General features: G+C 50.4%; 16 protein-coding genes. 8 read left to right on the top strand and 8 right to left on the bottom strand.

Annotation, left to right across the window (positions count from 1 at the left end; all coding sequences use genetic code 11):
- Positions 1-15: 15 nt before the first annotated feature.
- From E3U44_RS03515 to def, 6 genes are all read right to left on the bottom strand, one after another.
- Positions 16-1,380, bottom strand: a complete 1,365-nt coding sequence (locus E3U44_RS03515; protein WP_134356692.1) for a sigma-54-dependent transcriptional regulator — start codon at positions 1,378-1,380, stop codon at positions 16-18.
- A complete protein-coding gene (locus tag E3U44_RS03510) occupies positions 1,377-3,578 on the bottom strand; it encodes a sensor histidine kinase (protein ID WP_134356691.1) in 2,202 nt (733 codons plus the stop codon). The genes E3U44_RS03515 and E3U44_RS03510 overlap by 4 nt, the downstream gene beginning before the upstream one ends.
- Positions 3,542-4,135: a DUF4390 domain-containing protein gene (locus E3U44_RS03505; protein WP_134356690.1), complete on the bottom strand. Its 594-nt coding sequence runs from the start codon at positions 4,133-4,135 to the stop codon at positions 3,542-3,544. The genes E3U44_RS03510 and E3U44_RS03505 overlap by 37 nt, the downstream gene beginning before the upstream one ends.
- Positions 4,113-5,429, bottom strand: coding sequence for a 16S rRNA (cytosine(967)-C(5))-methyltransferase RsmB (gene rsmB, locus E3U44_RS03500; RefSeq protein WP_134356689.1), 1,317 nt, complete (start codon positions 5,427-5,429; stop codon positions 4,113-4,115). The genes E3U44_RS03505 and rsmB overlap by 23 nt, the downstream gene beginning before the upstream one ends.
- A gap of 9 nt (positions 5,430-5,438) precedes the next feature.
- Positions 5,439-6,407 (bottom strand): methionyl-tRNA formyltransferase, encoded by a 969-nt coding sequence (gene fmt, locus E3U44_RS03495; RefSeq protein WP_134356688.1) that lies wholly within the window; start codon positions 6,405-6,407, stop codon positions 5,439-5,441.
- Between the two features lie 240 nt (positions 6,408-6,647).
- Positions 6,648-7,151: a peptide deformylase gene (gene def / locus E3U44_RS03490; RefSeq protein WP_134356687.1), complete on the bottom strand. Its 504-nt coding sequence runs from the start codon at positions 7,149-7,151 to the stop codon at positions 6,648-6,650.
- Between the two features lie 273 nt (positions 7,152-7,424).
- Between def and E3U44_RS03485 the strand changes: the two genes are divergently transcribed.
- The 7 genes from E3U44_RS03485 to E3U44_RS20530 all read left to right on the top strand — a co-directional run bounded on the left by E3U44_RS03485 (position 7,425) and on the right by E3U44_RS20530 (position 14,646).
- Positions 7,425-8,462, top strand: coding sequence for a LysM peptidoglycan-binding domain-containing protein (locus E3U44_RS03485; protein WP_134356686.1), 1,038 nt, complete (start codon positions 7,425-7,427; stop codon positions 8,460-8,462).
- Positions 8,463-8,486: 24 nt separating this feature from the next.
- Entirely contained in the window at positions 8,487-9,593 is a 1,107-nt protein-coding gene (gene dprA, locus E3U44_RS03480) for a DNA-processing protein DprA (protein ID WP_134356685.1), read from the top strand.
- Positions 9,590-10,069, top strand: a complete 480-nt coding sequence (locus tag E3U44_RS03475) for a DUF494 family protein (protein WP_134356684.1) — start codon at positions 9,590-9,592, stop codon at positions 10,067-10,069. Before dprA ends, E3U44_RS03475 begins: the two co-directional genes overlap by 4 nt.
- A gap of 112 nt (positions 10,070-10,181) precedes the next feature.
- Positions 10,182-12,536, top strand: a complete 2,355-nt coding sequence (locus E3U44_RS03470) for a DNA topoisomerase I (protein ID WP_134356683.1) — start codon at positions 10,182-10,184, stop codon at positions 12,534-12,536.
- A 58-nt stretch (positions 12,537-12,594) separates the two neighbouring features.
- Positions 12,595-12,759 carry an AIR carboxylase family protein gene (locus tag E3U44_RS19805; RefSeq protein ID WP_240761714.1) on the top strand — a complete coding sequence of 55 codons (165 nt, stop codon included), beginning with the start codon at positions 12,595-12,597 and terminating at the stop codon, positions 12,757-12,759.
- Positions 12,760-12,839: 80 nt separating this feature from the next.
- Positions 12,840-13,913, top strand: coding sequence for a uroporphyrinogen decarboxylase (gene hemE, locus E3U44_RS03460; RefSeq protein ID WP_134356682.1), 1,074 nt, complete (start codon positions 12,840-12,842; stop codon positions 13,911-13,913).
- Positions 13,914-14,481: 568 nt separating this feature from the next.
- The gene (locus tag E3U44_RS20530) at positions 14,482-14,646 is read left to right on the top strand and encodes a hypothetical protein (protein WP_166804988.1); all 165 of its coding nucleotides are present in this window, start codon (positions 14,482-14,484) and stop codon (positions 14,644-14,646) included.
- 188 nt (positions 14,647-14,834) lie between these two features.
- On the opposite strand, the gene E3U44_RS03450 is transcribed toward E3U44_RS20530, so the two are convergent.
- Positions 14,835-15,314 carry a DUF2231 domain-containing protein gene (locus E3U44_RS03450; protein WP_134356681.1) on the bottom strand — a complete coding sequence of 160 codons (480 nt, stop codon included), beginning with the start codon at positions 15,312-15,314 and terminating at the stop codon, positions 14,835-14,837.
- A gap of 79 nt (positions 15,315-15,393) precedes the next feature.
- A complete protein-coding gene (locus E3U44_RS03445) occupies positions 15,394-16,305 on the bottom strand; it encodes an alpha/beta fold hydrolase (protein WP_240761713.1) in 912 nt (303 codons plus the stop codon).
- Between the two features lie 176 nt (positions 16,306-16,481).
- Between E3U44_RS03445 and E3U44_RS03440 the strand changes: the two genes are divergently transcribed.
- Positions 16,482-16,691, top strand: a complete 210-nt coding sequence (locus E3U44_RS03440) for a hypothetical protein (RefSeq protein ID WP_134356680.1) — start codon at positions 16,482-16,484, stop codon at positions 16,689-16,691.
- Positions 16,692-17,028: the final 337 nt, after the last annotated feature.

The following is a 17,028-nucleotide window of genomic DNA, read 5'->3' as shown; positions in this document are numbered from 1 at the left end:
GAACGGGGAGGTCGATTATTCTTGATTTCCCAACCGCTTAGTATCAATTCCTAGTGACCGCAGTTTACGATAAAGATGGGTCCGTTCCATTTCAACCAATTTTGCTGCCTTACCTACATTGCCCCCCGTCTCTCGCAGTTTGTGCTCTAGATAAAGCCGCTCGAATTGTTCCCGAGCTTCACGTAAGGGAAGTCCCAGATCAATAGAAAGGGGAGTGCCGCTGACTGAAATCGGCTCTAGGCTGGCTTCCACTTCGGCTAGATCAATCTCTGTCCCCTTACCCACAATCAGTAGGCGCCGAACTAAATTGCGTAATTCCAGGACGTTGCCCGGCCAGTTATGATTGCGTAGGCGGTTTTGGGCCGCGACGCTAAAGTGACGGTAAGGAAGCCCTTCTTGTTCCACCAGGAGATCGACAAAGTAGTTGAGCAACTCAGGGATATCCTCGCAGCGTTCTCGCAACGGTGGAATAAATAAGGGTAATACGCTAAGTTGATAGTAGAGATTTTCTCGAAAGCGACCGGCTTCAACGAGTTGGTTCAAGTCCACGCTGGTGGCAGTTACCAAACGTGGAAAGCACTGCTCTGCCACCCCCGTGCTTGTTGAATTGGCGGCGTCAATGAGTGCATATAATCGGCGTTGACTATTCGGGCTTAAAGCCTCAATCCCATCGAGAAATACAGTACCCGTCCGGGCCCGCGCTAATATTCCAGGCTGATATTGGCAGTTTAAATTCTTACCAAACAATTTGAGCTGTTGAGACTCTGGGGCCAAGCCCGCAATATTGACCGTAACGAACGGACCCTCGCGCCGGGAGGTGCAGGTGGCATGGAGATATTGGGCGAACAGGCTCTTGCCGCTTCCCGGCTCTCCAATGAGCAGTATGGGGGCGTTATTGTCTGCCATGCGTCGTGCTTGCTCCCGCAGCCGAGTCATCAAGGTGCTCTTACCTACAGGTTCGATAGGAGAGAAGGAGAGTTCGCTCCCCCCTGGAGGAGAGGAGGATTGATGAGCGTTAGCCAGAGCCTTTTCTACCGTGAGCAAGAGTTTGGCCATGGAGAGCGGTTTTTCAATATAATCAAAAGCCCCCAGGCGGGTTGCCTGGACGGCAGTTTCTACCGTACCGTGCCCCGACATCATAATAACCGGTGCTTCCTTGGTAGGACCCTGGGTCCATTCCTGTAACAGGCTAATGCCATCAATGTCCGGCATCCAGATATCTAGCAAGAGAAGGTCTGGCGGATCGGTTTGCCATACTTTGCGGGCGACGTGGCCATTTTCGGCAACAGTCACCCGGTAGTTTTCATCTTCTAGAATTTCACAAATTAAAACCCGAATATCGGGCTCATCATCCACCACCAAAATATGGGATGCGGTCATGAGCGTACCTCCAATAGGGGTTGTGGAGCTGCTTGGTAGGGTAATTGGACAATGAGACAGGCCCCCCCTTCCGGAAGGTTTTTAGCCCAGACGTGACCTCCTTGTTCTTCCACAATGCGCTTGACGATGGCTAACCCAAGGCCGGTCCCTTTAGGCCGTGTAGAAACGTAGGGCTCAAATAGGTTTTGGGATAATTCAGGGGGGATACCGGGGCCTTGATCGATGATTTGCAGTTCCACCAATTCCCGTTGTTTATCCCGCAGGTGACGAGTTCGGATAGTCACCTGCGGCGTTTGTGGAAAATCAGCCATGGCTTCCAGGGCATTTTTGATTAAATTATGGAGCAATTGGCGCAGGCGGCTGGGGTCGGCCAGGAGCCAGAGGGGTTGAGGGGCCAACTGAGTCTCGATCCAGAGTTTATTTTCGTCACCTCGGTAGAGTTCCAGCACCTCATTAATCAAGCAGTTGAGATCCAAAGATTGTTGCTGCAGGGCTGGGTTACGGGCATATTCGGAGAAAGCGTTCACCATTTCTTTCATGGCTTCTACCTGGGCAATAATAGTATGGGTTAACCGATCTAAAAGCTGGGTCTGATTAGCAGGTAAAAGATTGAGATACTTACGCCGTAGCCGTTCTGCGGAAAGCTGGATAGGGGTGAGTGGATTTTTGATCTCATGGGCGAGACGCCGGGCCACTTCGCCCCAGGCAGCGTTGCGTTGGGCTTGAACAAAAGGGGTGACATCATCAAAGACAATCACTTGGCCAGCATTACCCGGCAAGGGTGTGCCCCGGCACATGAGAAACTGGCGGCCATCTTCCTGTTGTCGGATGATTTCTTTGTGCCACTCTTGATTAGGGCTTTCTAGATGGGGGTGGAGCAACTCAATAAATTCCTGTACTGCCGGATAATAGCGCGCTACCTGTTCCAAAGCTTGACCGGTATAGCGGCGCAGGTCCACACTCAAAATTTCCCCCGCCGTAATATTGGCAGTGCGAATCCGGTAAGCATTGTCTAGGGTTACGACCCCAGAAGATAAACTGCCCAGCACGGCTTTTAAATAACGCCGCTGTCTCTCCAGTTGCTGGCGGCTAGCGTGGGCGGTATCTCGGGCATGTCTCAAGCGCCGGGTCATTTGATTAAAGGAATCCACGAGAAAACCTAGCTCATCGTGACCATGGGGAGGCAATTGAGTATCGTAGTCGCCGTTAGCGACAGCCCGGGTGCCTTGGGCTAGGTCTGTTACCGGAGAAACTAAGCGCCGCGCTAAGAAGAATGCTGCCCACACGGCTGCCAATAGAGTTAGAAGCACGATGAGAGAAAGTGCCAGGGTAAAGCTATAGATTAATGGCTTACGTAGGTAAGCTAATTGTTGGTATTGGGTGTAGGCGTCTTGAACACTATCAGCTAGGGTGCTTAATCGGTCGGCAATGGGAAATAGGGCTTGCAAAACTAATGCCTCGGTATCAGGTCGCGTAGCAGGGAGGTTGACTACGGCCCGCAGATGTAATCCTGATTCGCCGACAGGATCTAGGCCTACATAATCTTGGCCCTGGCGGAGTTGGAACAAAATCACATCATTGGGATGATCCGGGACAATGGTTTCAGGATCAAGAGTAGCCGAGGTGATGATATGCCCGCGGGTATTCAGTAAAGTTAATTCGTGAGCACCACTGATATGACGGAGTTCCTGGAGGCTGTGCGCTGCTTTTTCTAGCGGTAGTTCAGCCAGGGTTGCAGCCATTAATTGAGTTTGTTTGAGTAAGGTCCGCATCCGAATTCCAAAGGCCGTGCGGCTGAGTTCTAGAGAATCTTCCAGGGCTTTTTCCACCTGTACATCAAACCAACTTTCGATCCCTCGGTGTAAAAACTGTAAGGAAAAGGAAAACACAATGACCAGGGGAATGAAAGCTAGGGAGATAAACATAGCCACCACCCGTAGTGTGAGCCGTGATCCGGGTTGGCGTTCCCAGTATCCTTGAACCAGGCGAATCAGGTTGGCACCGATAAAAAAGAGCAACAGCAACAGCGCCAGCAAATTGATTCCCAGCACTACAAAATAGAGGCGATCAAAATGGGCCGAATCTTCAAGGGCGGTGGCCAGCAGATAGAAAGAGAGCAGGAGAAGCCCTCCCAGGGCGAGATAGCGGGTATAGCCGTGGCTTAGAGTCCGGGCGATCCGAGTAACCAGCTGAACCATGGGCTGTCCAGGTGCCATTGGGGGGATAAATAAGCTATCGGCCGCATGGGGACCGGTAGATCTTCAATGCTCAAGCGAGTCCGCAGTCGAACCCGATAACGTTGGTGGGGTTCCAATTCCTCTTGGGTAATCAGGGGATAGTCCTTAATGGTGCTAAGACGTTTGATGGCTGCAGTAAGGTTGGGATAGGCTCGTTGCCTCCCTTGGCTAAGGTAGATCAATACGAATTGTTCCGATAGGGCATGATACCTGAGCTGGTAACGAAGCGTAATTTTTTTAATTGTCTTAGGCCAGAGCCAACGTCGAAGTCGTCGGATTTCAATTTCTTGATTAACGATCAGGGGAATGCCGCTTTTGACGGCCTTTCGTACCTCCTCGTGGAGAGGGTAGTCAATCTGGGCATGGAGACGATAGATCCCGTCCACTAATTGGGTACTGGCCATGCGAACATTAAAAGTTTCGCTGGCGATGCCACTCCTGCTGATCAGCAAGCCGAGCAATAATAACCCAAAATGACGCCAGGGAAGGCCGGTTTCAGCGCTTCTCCAGGCAAGCATAATAAAAGCCGTCTAGTCCTTCTACACCGGTGAGTAGTTGCCGTCCAACAGTTTGGGGTAACCCCCACGGAACCTCCAATGGCCGTTCTTTCCCCTCGGGGTGGGCAAGAAGAAATTCGCGAATCTGCTGTTCATTTTCCACCGGCAGTATGGAGCAAGTGCAATAAAGCAGCAAGCCGCCAGGTGCAAGCAATGGCCACAGGGCCGACAGCAGGCGTTTTTGCAAAACTGCTAAGGGGGGAATATCACGCTCCCGTCGGAGAACTTTGATGTCAGGGTGGCGGCGGATGACGCCACTGCTTGAGCAGGGGGCATCTAGCAAGATCCGGTCAAAGGGGATTCCATCCCACCAGGTTTGGGGTTGGGCCGCGTCACCTGGGACCACCTGGGCTTTTAGCTGCAGGCGTTTTAGATTACTGTCGAGGCGTTCTAAGCGGGCAGCATCCAGATCCAAGGCAATGAGGGTCTCAAGTTGAGGTTCAAGCTCTAGAATGTGACAGGTTTTACCGCCAGGGGCGGCACAGGCATCCAGTACCCGCTGCCCGGGGGCTAGGGCCAATAAAGGAGCGACCCGCTGCCCGGCACCGTCTTGGACCGAAACCCGCCCTTCAAGAAAACCCGGCAAAGTAGTGATTGGGCGGGGTTGGTCCAGCATCACTCCCCACTCCGTATGGGGTATGGCACGGGCTTCGATGCCATTGCGCTCTAATTCATGCAGGTAGCTTGCGCGGCTACCTTGGAGACGATTAATGCGCAGACTGAGAGGAGGATGATGGTTGTTGGCCGCGATGATTTGGGACCAATCATCCGGCCAGGAGCGGCGGATGGCTTCCAATAGCCACCGGGGGTGGGCGCTATGGGCGACTTCATGGGTGGTCACTTGAGCTTGCAAAGCGACTTGGTTGCGCAAATAGGCACGGAGGATAGCATTGATCAGTTTTTTGGCCCACGGCTTACCCAGACTTTCGGCAGCGGCGACTGTTTCGGACAAGGCCGCATGGGAGGGGATACCGAGCTCTGTCAGTTGGTACAAGCCTAAAAGCAATAAGCTATAAAGGTCCACATCGCGGGCCCGTAAGGGTTTATGCAAAAGTGTTTGGGCCAGATATTCAAGCCGGGGCAGCCACCGCAGAACGCCATAACATAAGGTTTGGGTAAAGGCCTGATCCCGCTCTGGTAAATAGGCCACCGCCGGCGGTAAAGCCGCGTTGAGGGAGCGTCCTTGGCCAAGAACCTGCGCTAGTACGGTAGCTGCTATTACCCGAGTACTTGCTAATTGAGGTGTAGTCGGCATTCCAAAGTACTAAGACAGGTGGGGCTTGCCTGGGTTTGTTGCCAGTACAGTACCTGGAGTTAGGGGGTGGGCATTGAGATAATCTTGGACTGCCATGGCCCGCTTACCTGCCGGCTGTACCTTTAACAGGCGCAAGACCCCACTGCCCGTGGCCACATCGATTCCTTTTTTATCCGCTGCTAAAAGGGTGCCCGGCGGGGCTGTGGTTTCTGTGGCAAGGGCCGTCGCTGACCACACGCGCAATAGCTGACTATTGATCTGGGTTTGTGCTACTGGCCAAGGATTAAAGGCCCGCACTTGGCGTTCTAAAAATATTGCGGGTTGAGACCAATCGAGCCACGATTCTTCCTTGTGGATCTTGGGCGCGTAACAGGCCTGGCTTTCCTCCTGAGGAGTTGGGGTGGCCGTCCCTTCAGCAATGGCAGGTAAACACTGCAATAGGGCTTCGGCCCCTAGTTCAGCAAGGCGGTCATGAATGGTGGCAGCGGTATCGTCTGGCTGTAGCGGATAAGGCACGGTATGGAGCACTGGTCCCGTATCTAAACCGGCTTCCATCTGCATGATGCTGACCCCTGTTTCCTGATCTCCTGCCATTAGAGCCCGCTGAATAGGGGCGGCACCTCGCCAGCGAGGTAGCAAGGAGGCATGGATATTGATGCAACCGAGAGGGGGGATTTTGAGTACTGCGGCAGGGAGAAGGAGTCCATAGGCGACCACCACCATCAGATCGGGAGCCAGTGCCGCAAGCTGGGCCTGTGAGGCTTTATCTTTAAGGGAATTTGGCTGGTAGACGGGAAGCTGATGGGCGGTAGCAATGGCTTTGACGGGGCTTGGAGTGAGTTGCCGGCCTCGGCCGCTGGGACGGTCAGGTTGGGTATAGACAGCTTTAATCGGATATTCGGTCTCAAGGAGTCGGCGCAGGACGACTGCGGCAAACTCAGGTGTTCCAGCGAAAATGATTTGCAGCGGTGCAGCCATGCGTGGTTATGGGATTATCTATAATTTAGAGAGTTACGAACAGGATGAAATTAGTTTGGCTTTTTGGGTGGGTGTGCACCATTAGTAGATATGCTGCGTATTTATGCTTGCATCTTAAAGTAGGGTTGGAGTCTGAGGCGCAAAACTACCTTCATTTTACCCAATAAAAGGGCCTTGACTACAAGCTTTAGCTGCAGCCCCTTGAAGGATGGCCCTGTGGCAAGGTAGGCAAGCTCTCCCCTAGGCGGAGAGGCGCTGCCGTTTTTCCACTTTTTTCCGGATACGTTGGCGTTTGAGGGTCGAGAGATAATCGATAAAAAGTTTCCCCTCTAGATGGTCTAGCTCATGCTGAATGCAAGTGGCGAGCAGTTCCTGAGCCTGAAGCTCTTGCTCTTGGCCCTCCCCGTCTAGATAGCGAACAGTAATTTCCGCGGCTCGAGTGACCGGCTCAAAAATCTCAGGTACCGAGAGACAGCCTTCATCACTTTCGGCTTTTCCTTGTCGCGCCACAATCTCGGGATTGATGAGCACCAGCGGGGAGGATTTATCCTCAGTGATATCAATCACCACTATTCGTTTAGGGACATTCACTTGGATTGCCGCAAGTCCAATACCCGGAGCCTGATACATGGTCTCCAACATGTCGTCGGCAAGCTTTTTTATGGACTCATCTACCGTAGCGACGGGCTGGGCCTTCCGTCGCAGTCGGGGATCGGGGTAATGCAATATATTGAGTATCGCCATGGGACTTCAACTAAAGATTATGCCAGTAATTTCATTATATAGAGTAAATAATCACAGCTTTTCGCATCTTCCTTGTATATAAATAAAACGAAAAACCCCTCCTTGCAACCTTTGCGCTACTACTAATTTTTGGCAGCGCTAAAGTACAAAGGTTCCATGTCGCCATAATACTTGATATTTCGGTAATGGTGCTACAGGGTTGGTAAGGGTGAAAACTCTCCCTTGGTCCTGCAGCCATCGTTAGATTTGGCTGAGGTTTATTCAGGGAAGCCGATGAAGCTTAAAAATTTATTAACTTTCATGCTCTTGTATACCATTGCCTGGGGGGTTTGGGGAGCACCCGTGACCCTGAGTCCGGATGCTCCCCAACGCCATGTGGTGGTCCGTGGTGATACCCTCTGGGAGATTGCCGGCCGCTTTTTACGGGATCCTTGGCGGTGGCCGGATATTTGGCAGGTTAATCAGCAGGTTAAGAACCCCCACTTAATTTACCCAGGCGATATTATTGCCCTCAGTTACCGTGACAATGGAGACCCTGTATTGGAACTCCAGCGAGGGCTTTCCACCTATAAGGTTTCACCGACGGTTCGAGTTATTGAGCTGGAAAAAGCCATTCCGACCATTCCCATTGATGTTATCCAGCAATTCCTGTTAAATCCTCAAGTGGTGAATAAAGAAACTTTGGAAAATGCCCCCTATGTGGTTGCAGGAACAGAGGAGCGCTTGATTTTAGGAGCGGGCGATGAGGCTTATGTTCGTGGTCTAGGCAATTCGGCTACCACGAGATATGGCATCTACCGGGGGGGCGAGGTCTACCGGGATCCGGATAACCCTTCTAAAGTTCTAGGTTATGAAGCTCTTTTTATTGCGGATGCGAAAGTGCGCCAGTTTGGCGATCCCGCTATTCTGAGTATTCAGAACTCCAAGCGGGAGATACTTGTGGGAGATCGGCTTTTGCCAAGAAATGACCAGGCATTTGAACAGCACTTTTTTCCCCATGTATCACCGACCCCCATAGAGGGTAAAATTATTACTGTGATAGAAGGCGTTTCTCAAATTGGTCAGCACCAGGCGGTGGTGCTGAATTTAGGTACAGAGGATGGCATGGATAAAGGGACAGTGCTTGCTATATACCAAGCAGGTAGGGTGGTGCGTGATCCCATAAGCCGTTTACCTGATGACAAAGTCCAGTTACCTGATGAACGAGCGGGGGTACTCATGGTCTTTCGCGCTTTTAACCATATCAGCTATGGGTTAGTGATGGGGGCGGAACGGGCTATTCATGTGGACGATGTCGTTCGTAACCCGTAAACTGTAGCTGCCTTTGGTTTGCCAATGAATGAACGAGCCTACTGGCTCGCCCTGCACCGTGCCCCCGGCATTGGCAGTGTGAGCTTTGGCCGACTCCTGGAGGAATATGGCTCGCCGGCTGCGGTATTTGCTGCCCCGGAGAAGGCGACAGACCTTAGCAATGAAACCCGGCATTATCTGCGACAGCCTGATTGGGAGGCAGTAGAGCAGGATCTTAAGTGGCTGGAACAGCCAGAGCGTTGCTTACTGACCTTAGTCGATCCAGATTATCCGCCACTCCTGCGGGAGATCCCGGATCCACCGCCGGTCTTATTCATCCATGGCGATCCTTCCCTGCTATCCTTACCCCAGCTGGCCGTTGTGGGCAGTCGTAATCCCTCCCCAACAGGGGCGGAAACTGCCGCTCAATTTGCTACTTATTTGGCCAGTTCCGGTCTTGTGATTACTAGCGGGCTGGCATTGGGTATTGATGCTGCTGCCCATGAAGGAGCGCTGGCAGCGAAGGCGCCCACTATCGCCGTGGCGGGAACCGGATTAGATAGAGTCTATCCGGCCCGCCATCGGGCTTTGGCCCATGCCATCGCCAAGGGGGGGGCCCTAGTGTCGGAATTTCCCATTGGTACCCCCCCTTTACCCCAGAATTTTCCACGTCGCAATCGGCTCATTAGTGGTCTTAGTCTAGGCATTTTAGTGGTCGAAGCGGCTTTGCAAAGTGGTTCTCTAATTACCGCCCGTTTAGGCGCAGAACAGGGACGTGAGATATTTGCGATTCCTGGTTCTATCCATAACCCGCTCTCCCGGGGTTGCCATCGCCTTATCCGTGAAGGCGCCAAGTTGGTGGAAATTGCCCAAGACATTTGGGAGGAATTAGGCCCTTTGGTAGGTGCAACGACCAACCTTCAAGTTGATGAAAAACATGAAAAAATAGAAGATTCAAGCAACGATCCAGAGTATCATATTCTGCTGGATTGCCTAGGTTATGATCCCCTTCCCATAGATATACTAGTTGAGCGCTGCGGATTGACGGCAGAAGCGGTTTCCTCCATGCTTTTGATGTTAGAGTTACAAGGCCGCATTACGGCATTGCCTGGAGGGCGCTATCTCCGTTGCGGTAAAGAGGGCCAATCATGAAAGAAAATGTGCTCGATGTACTGATGTATCTGTTCCAGACCTATATGGATAGTGAAGCTGAGGCTCAACCTACGAAGGAATCATTGGAAGTAGAACTGACAGAGGCGGGTTTTCACCATGGCGAAATAGGTAAGGCGTTTGATTGGTTGGAAGGACTTGCGGCGTTACAGCAAAGTGAGCCTCGCCCGTTCCCGGTGACCAACTCCTCGATTCGAGTCTTTACTCTCCATGAAAAGGAGAAGTTAGATACTGAATGCCGAGGATTTTTGCTGTTTCTGGAGCAGGTCGGCGTGCTGGATTCCATGACGCGGGAATTAGTGATTGATCGGGTGATGGCGTTAGAGGCAGAAGACTTTGACTTGGAGCAGCTTAAGTGGGTTATTCTGATGGTGTTATCTCACCAGCCAGGCCAGGAAGCTGCCTATGCCTGGATGGAAGATTTAGTCTTTGATGAGGTAACCGACCTTTTACATTGATGCGTGGGGTTGCTTGGCCCCGTGCCGAGCGTGGGTAGGATTTCACCTGCTCACCTTATGAGTTTACTTGATGCCCGCGTTTCGCGGGCTTTGAGTTTTCAGGGGATAGTCAATGAGTAAAAACCTGGTTGTTGTGGAGTCGCCAGCCAAGGCCAAGACTATTAAGAAGTACTTAGGGAAAGACTTTGAAGTAATGGCGTCCTATGGGCACGTGCGAGATTTGATGCCCAAGGAGGGTGCGGTGGACCCTGAGCACGGGTTCGCGATGAAGTACCAGGTCATTGAAAAGAATAGCCGCCATGTGGATGCCATTGCGAAGTCATTGAAAAAGGCTGATGCCCTTCTTCTCGCGACTGATCCCGATCGGGAAGGGGAAGCAATTTCCTGGCATCTTCTTGAGCTTCTTAAGGAGCGGGGAGCATTGGAGGATAAAACCATTAAGCGAGTGGTGTTCTATGAAATTACTCAGCAGGCAGTCAATGAGGCCATCGCTCACCCTCGCGACATTTCCTCGGATTTAGTCAATGCCCAGCAAGCACGGCGCGCCTTGGATTATCTGGTTGGGTTTAATCTCTCTCCGCTGCTGTGGAAAAAGATCCGCCGCGGCCTGTCTGCAGGGCGAGTCCAAAGTCCGGCACTGCGCCTGATCTGCGAGCGGGAAAAAGAGATCGAAGCCTTTAAGATCCAGGAGTATTGGACCCTGGAGGCCGATGTGGCGGCAGCTAAGCAACCCTTTGTTGCCAAACTGACCCACTTGGACGGTAACAAACTGGGTCAATTCGATATCGATAATGGTGATCAGGCCCAGGCGCTTGTGGAGCAACTAACTAAAACGGCGTGCGGTGAGCTGCTGGTGATTAAAGTGGAGCGCAAGCAGCGTCGCCGTAATCCAGCAGCTCCATTTATTACTTCCACGCTACAGCAGGAAGCTTCCCGCAAGCTCGGCTTTTCTACTAAACGGACCATGAGCGTGGCCCAGCAGCTCTATGAAGGGGTTGATATTGGAGATGGTGCCGTGGGTCTTATTACCTATATGCGGACCGATTCGGTCAATTTGGCCAATGAAGCGGTGAAGGAGCTTCGAGATTTTATTACAGGCCATTTTGGTGAAAAGAGTTTGCCGGCTAAGCCGAAGACATTCAAAACTCGGGCCAAGAACGCCCAAGAGGCCCATGAAGCCATTCGCCCGACCTCGGTGTACCGAACTCCAGAGGAGCTAAAACCCCACCTCAAGCCTGAACAGTTCAAGCTCTATCAGCTTATTTGGCGTCGCACCATCGCTTGTCAGATGATTCATGCCACCATTGAGACTGTGGCGGTGGATCTAGATACTCGGAAATCGGTTCCAGAGAAGGGAATGGACAATGTCGGCAGCAACATTTTCCGAGCCACAGGCTCAACCGTGGTTGATCCCGGTTTTATGGCCGTGTATCAGGAAGGACGGGATGATACCAAAGCGGAAGAGGAACAGCGGATATTGCCGCCCATGAAAGAGGGGGATAGGGTGGAGCTGGTGCAGATACGGCCGGAGCAACACTTCACGGAGCCACCACCACGCTATACCGAAGCTAGCTTGGTGCGGATCTTAGAGGAATTTGGTATCGGCCGACCTTCTACTTACGCGACGATTATCTCCACCCTCCAGCAGCGGAACTATGCTTTATTGGAAAATAAGCGCTTCCACCCCACAGATGTGGGGCGTGTGGTCAATCATTTTCTGACAGAGCACTTTAACCCCTATGTGGATTACGACTTCACCGCTCGTTTAGAGGATGAGCTTGATGCCATTTCCCGCGGAGAGAAGGTTTGGGTTCCGGTGTTGGAGGAATTTTGGGAACCCTTTTCGGGACGGATACAAGAAAAGGAACAAAGCGTCAGTCGGGAAGAGGCAGTCCAAGCCCGAGAATTGGGTATTGATCCCAAAAGCGGCCGCCCGGTATCGGTGCGCATAGGACGTTATGGGCCCTATGTCCAGATCGGTTCTAAGGAGGATGAAGAAAAGCCCCGTTTTGCGGGTCTGCGGCCAGGACAAAAAATGGATACTATTACCCTGGAAGAAGGGCTGGCTCTGTTTGAGTTACCCCGAGAGTTGGGTTTTACTCCTGAGGGCGAGAAGGTTAGGGTTAATATTGGGCGTTTTGGTCCTTATGTAAAATATGACAATAAATATGTCTCTCTACGGGGGGAGGACCCCCATACCATCGCTCTGGAGCGGGCCTTAGAGCTTATCCAGGAGAAGAAGCAGGCCGATGCCAATCGGGTGATTAAGGTCTTTCCTGATAGCGGAATCCAGATTCTCAATGGGCGTTATGGACCCTATGTCACCGATGGCGAACGCAATGCCCGGGTTCCCAAGGACCAAGCACCCGAGAAGCTTAGCTTGGAGCAGGCGCAAACCCTTATTAACGAAGCTCCCGCAAAGCGGGCGCGTCGTAAAGCCGGAGCCCGAAAAAAGGCTAAGGGGTGAAGCCTTTAGAAACTACGAATTAACTTAGACCTAGGAGTGTCTTTATAGCAGAAGAAGCTTGGCGAACACTTCTTTTGTCTCCGTATTAATGGGATCGGACTCAGATCTGCCCGTCATGCAAGCCACCTTGGATCGGTTAACGGCATTGGGGGTGCCCTTTGAAGTTCGGATTAGTTCTGCCCAAGCTGGAGAGGGCGCCAAGAGGGATGACCTTGGGGTATAATTGGAAGACTAAAATTTTAGCAATTGATGATACCTCCCAAGGAGTCCCATTGTGTTGTTTTTATGTGGTGATTTTTTCCCATGGCTGCACTAAAAAATGATCGTTTACTGCGGGCATTGTTACGGCAGCCAGTGGACCGAACCCCCATTTGGATCATGCGCCAAGCGGGACGTTATCTTCCGGAGTATCGGGAGGTACGTGCTAAAGCCAGGGACTTTTTGACTTTGTGCTCAACGCCGGAGCTGGCTTGTAAAGTGACTCTGCAGCCTCTGCAGCGCTTTGATCTGGATGCTGCCATTATTTTTTCCGATATCCTCACCATTCCCGATGCCATGGGGCTGGGTTTGTATTTCTCCAAGGGTGAAGGACCTTGTTTTGAGCGACCCGTTAGAACTGAAAGCCAGGTGGCGGCTCTGGGGATCCCGGATCCGGAAACCGAGTTGCGTTATGTCATGGATGCCCTCCGGTTAACCCGCAGGGAGTTGGATGGCCGCGTGCCTCTGATCGGCTTTTCTGGAAGCCCCTGGACCCTGGCCTGCTATATGGTGGAAGGGGGCTCAAGTAAGGATTTCGCCCTGATCAAGGGACTGATGTTTGATCAGCCTCAGGTCATGCACCGCTTGTTAGAGGTTCTTGCCCGCGCTGTCACCGCCTATCTCAATGCCCAAATAGCCGCAGGGGCCCAGGCGGTGATGGTCTTCGATACTTGGGGCGGAGCGTTAAGTCACCGAGATTACCGGGACTTCTCCCTCTCTTACATGGCCCGGATCGTAGAAGGCCTAGTGCGAAAAAATGAAGGTCGTCAGGTACCGGTGATTTTATTCACCAAAGGGGGAGGGCTTTGGTTAGAAACAATGGCCGATACGGGCTGCGATGCTTTAGGAGTCGATTGGACCGTGGATCTTGCCAAAGCTCGAGTGCAGGTGGGAAAACGAGTGGCTTTGCAAGGGAATATGGACCCTTGCGTGCTTTATGCTTCAACTGCCCGGGTACGCCAGGAGGTTGATGAGATTCTTAAAGCCTACGGAAGCGGCAGTGGTCATGTTTTCAATCTGGGCCATGGTATCCATCCCAATGTAGATCCTGAAAAAGTGGCTGTTCTGGTGGATACGGTCCATAAGTTCAGCAGGCCCTATCATACTGAAGAGGAATAAGCCAGTGCTATTCCCCCACCCTTGTGTTTATCCCTAAAAAAGGGTGGGGGTCTTTCCTATCTTTAGACAAGGGGTTGTTTCTTTTCGCTGGTCAAGCGCTTAATTAGCCTATCCTACTCCCTCGCTCCTAAAACACCTCATTCATAGGTACTTACTTTAGCAGTTTAGTAATTCTTGATTAAGTGAGATTTGCTAAGGTAGCCGGTAAATTTTTGCCTGCTCATCGGTAGCCATTAATTTCTCATTTTGAGGCAATGCGTTGAGCACTTAATTAAGTGTCATATTTTAATATAGCGCGGATTATAGTGGGGAATAGGTGAAAGTAAAGGTTAGAAATGGGAATTTTGGCACCTTATTAATAGAGAGGCCAGTAGCAAGCTAGTTGCAGATCGTATAGAGATGTTCTCAAAGATATAGTTTCGCAGCGCGAAAGCATACTAACTTTATTGCAATTTAAAGTTTATTACTGTCCTCTATTTTAAAAATTATGATATGAGGGTCTTAATTTTTAAGCTATCGGGGTTTGTCTCGGTACTCCTGATCTTGAGCAGCAGAAGATGCTCGGCGCATGATTAAAAATATTACCAACAAAATAAATCCAATGATAAATAAAATCCAGACAATCTCTAAAGTGACCCATGCTATGCCCATAAAACGGAGGATAGCTGCCACTAATGCCAAGCTCAGAAAAATTATTGTTGCCCACCCATACATTGTTGTTACTCCGAATTGATTAGTTTTCAACTCTAACCTTTGGTAAAAGCCATATAAATATACACTTTAAAATTTAAAACTAGTCTGGATAATTTTAAGTGTCAAGGGCGAAAATTAGCATACAAAAGAATTTCTTATTTAGGAATAAAATAGGAAAAATAAGATATAGTGACCCTATTCCAACCCTGGGATAGGGTCACGTTTTTCTTACTGAGATTCGTGGTCGACCACGCCAATTTTATGACGATAGGCTAATTCGCCCCCATACCAACCCGTCACCAGTAAAATAACTGTAGTGAGGGCTGAGAGCAGTAACCCCCAAGGTAGAATGCTCGCGACCGGCTCGCCTAGGCGCAGCAACCAATTAATCAGCGCTAGCAGCAACACGGTAGCATTACCGAGAAAGTGGATCCAAGCGATATTGTGCTCACGGACTCTTGGAATAGTCATAAAATCGGTTAGCCCAAAAACAGCAGCTAGCGCTCCACTGATAAAACCGGCAGCGATTAACCAGAGTGAGGCTCTAGCCCAGAAGAAATCGGTTGTCCCCAAGTAGGTTAGATCAGTCAATAAGGCACCCACTAGAAAAGCGATTGGAAAGGGGATCAACATAGGATGAACAGGATGCCCGCCAATAGCTGCAGTGCTCTTGACTCCTTCCTGTTGCGGCATCTGAGTGTTTGCCATGTTTCCTTACTCCCTATTGCTATGTTTAAGACACATTACCCATGACTTTTAATTGTAGTTTGCTTTATTCCATCTGCAATTATTGTAATCTCGGAAAGGAACAAGGTTTGCGTAGCTTAGTGAAACAGAAAAGAACACTGGCGCATGCTAAATCGTATTTTAAGGATATTATTTTTGCTTTTTTTTTACTTTGCCAGAAATGGCCGACATACTCTTGCCAATTGACGCGGGGCGGTCCATACAAGAGTGTGCTGTACGCTTGGGATGACGACTTTTCGCCCCTTCGGTAGTCGGCACACAATCTTTTCAGCCCATTCAGGGCGGCAAATAAGATCGTTACTGCCCCGTACACGAGCACTGGTATATGGATCTGGGAGAGAAGATCCTCCGGACGATGGCGGATAGAATATTGGAAAGTCCGTAGTAGGCGGTAAATACCGCAGGCACGGTAATCCTGCTTGGCAATTTCACCCATTGGCTTAGGATTAGAATTTTGCTGCCAGCGCACAAATTGCCAAAACCAACTCCGCTCAGAGGGTGGCGTGGTAGGTCCTTGCAAAACGGCTCGTGCTATTTTCTCTGGGTGGCGTGCTATGCATTCAATGATGATCTGACAGCCGAAGGAATTGCCGAGCAATGCTACCTGTTCTAGACCGAACGCCTCTATCCAAGCCGCAAGTGCATCTCCCAATTCCTGTACGTCAAGAATATGCCGTGGTTTAGCACTGAGACCAAAACCAGGAAGATCGGGCGCATAAACATGGTGGTTACGGGCCAGTTCGGCCGCAGTAGGGAGTAGATAAGTGCTGGAAAGTCCTAAGCCATGAACAAGTACTACCGGCAGAGCATCACCTGGCCCTCGCTCCGTGTTAACTCGGGCATGGACTAGCAAATTATTAATCTCAACCCAGCGGCTCACAAATTTTTTTTTGAGATTCTCTAGGCGGTTCTGTACTGCCTCTTCATCTGACTGTGGGTTAAAATTTTTCACACCATTATCTCATCAAGTTTCTAGCCATGGTATGTGCTTTATCCTTAATTTAAGTTCATTTAGTCACTCTGGAAAATAAATTTTTTCAATTACAGAAGTAAATGCTATATCACGTTCCCGGATCGCAGTTGTAAATTTAAGGCTTATAAATGAGACCTAAGGCGCTTGGGAAAGGCGTGACCAGACACGCTGTCAAACCGTCCCTGGAAGCTCGACATCGGCTTACCACGCCAGGCTTTCCTGCCTGGGACGGGCGTTCACCGGTCTACGTAGGTCCACCGAACCCCCGGTCCCGGCTCACCCTTGCCGCCGACAGTCTGGTCACGCTGACCCCAAGCCCGATGAAGTTCCATCTAAATGGAAACCGCTATATAACAATGGGCTGATTTTTAGCGAGAGAAAAGAAGATTGTAATTTGTACAATAACTTAGGTTTTTTTAATATGAACAAGTCAATAATTTAATTTGATTAATTCATTAACAATAAGTTAATGAATCCTTCCCTAAGCACCAACAAGCTATTGATTATTGTGTTTATGACAAGTTTACTCTTGTTTTAACTTTTTAACTTATACCAATTTGTAATTTTTACAGCATAGATAGCTGTAAACTGCTCTTTTTCCATTGCTAAATAGAACCCAGTCCTATTTCTGCTGGATAGCTATTTTTACGCACCTGATGCATAAGACAAATCATAAAAGGGCAAGAGTCTTGCAGGCTATCT

The organism is Nitrosococcus wardiae (genome assembly GCF_004421105.1).
GTDB classification, from domain to species: Bacteria; Pseudomonadota; Gammaproteobacteria; order Nitrosococcales; family Nitrosococcaceae; genus Nitrosococcus; species Nitrosococcus wardiae.
This window is presented reverse-complemented; position numbering and strand designations above follow the sequence as displayed.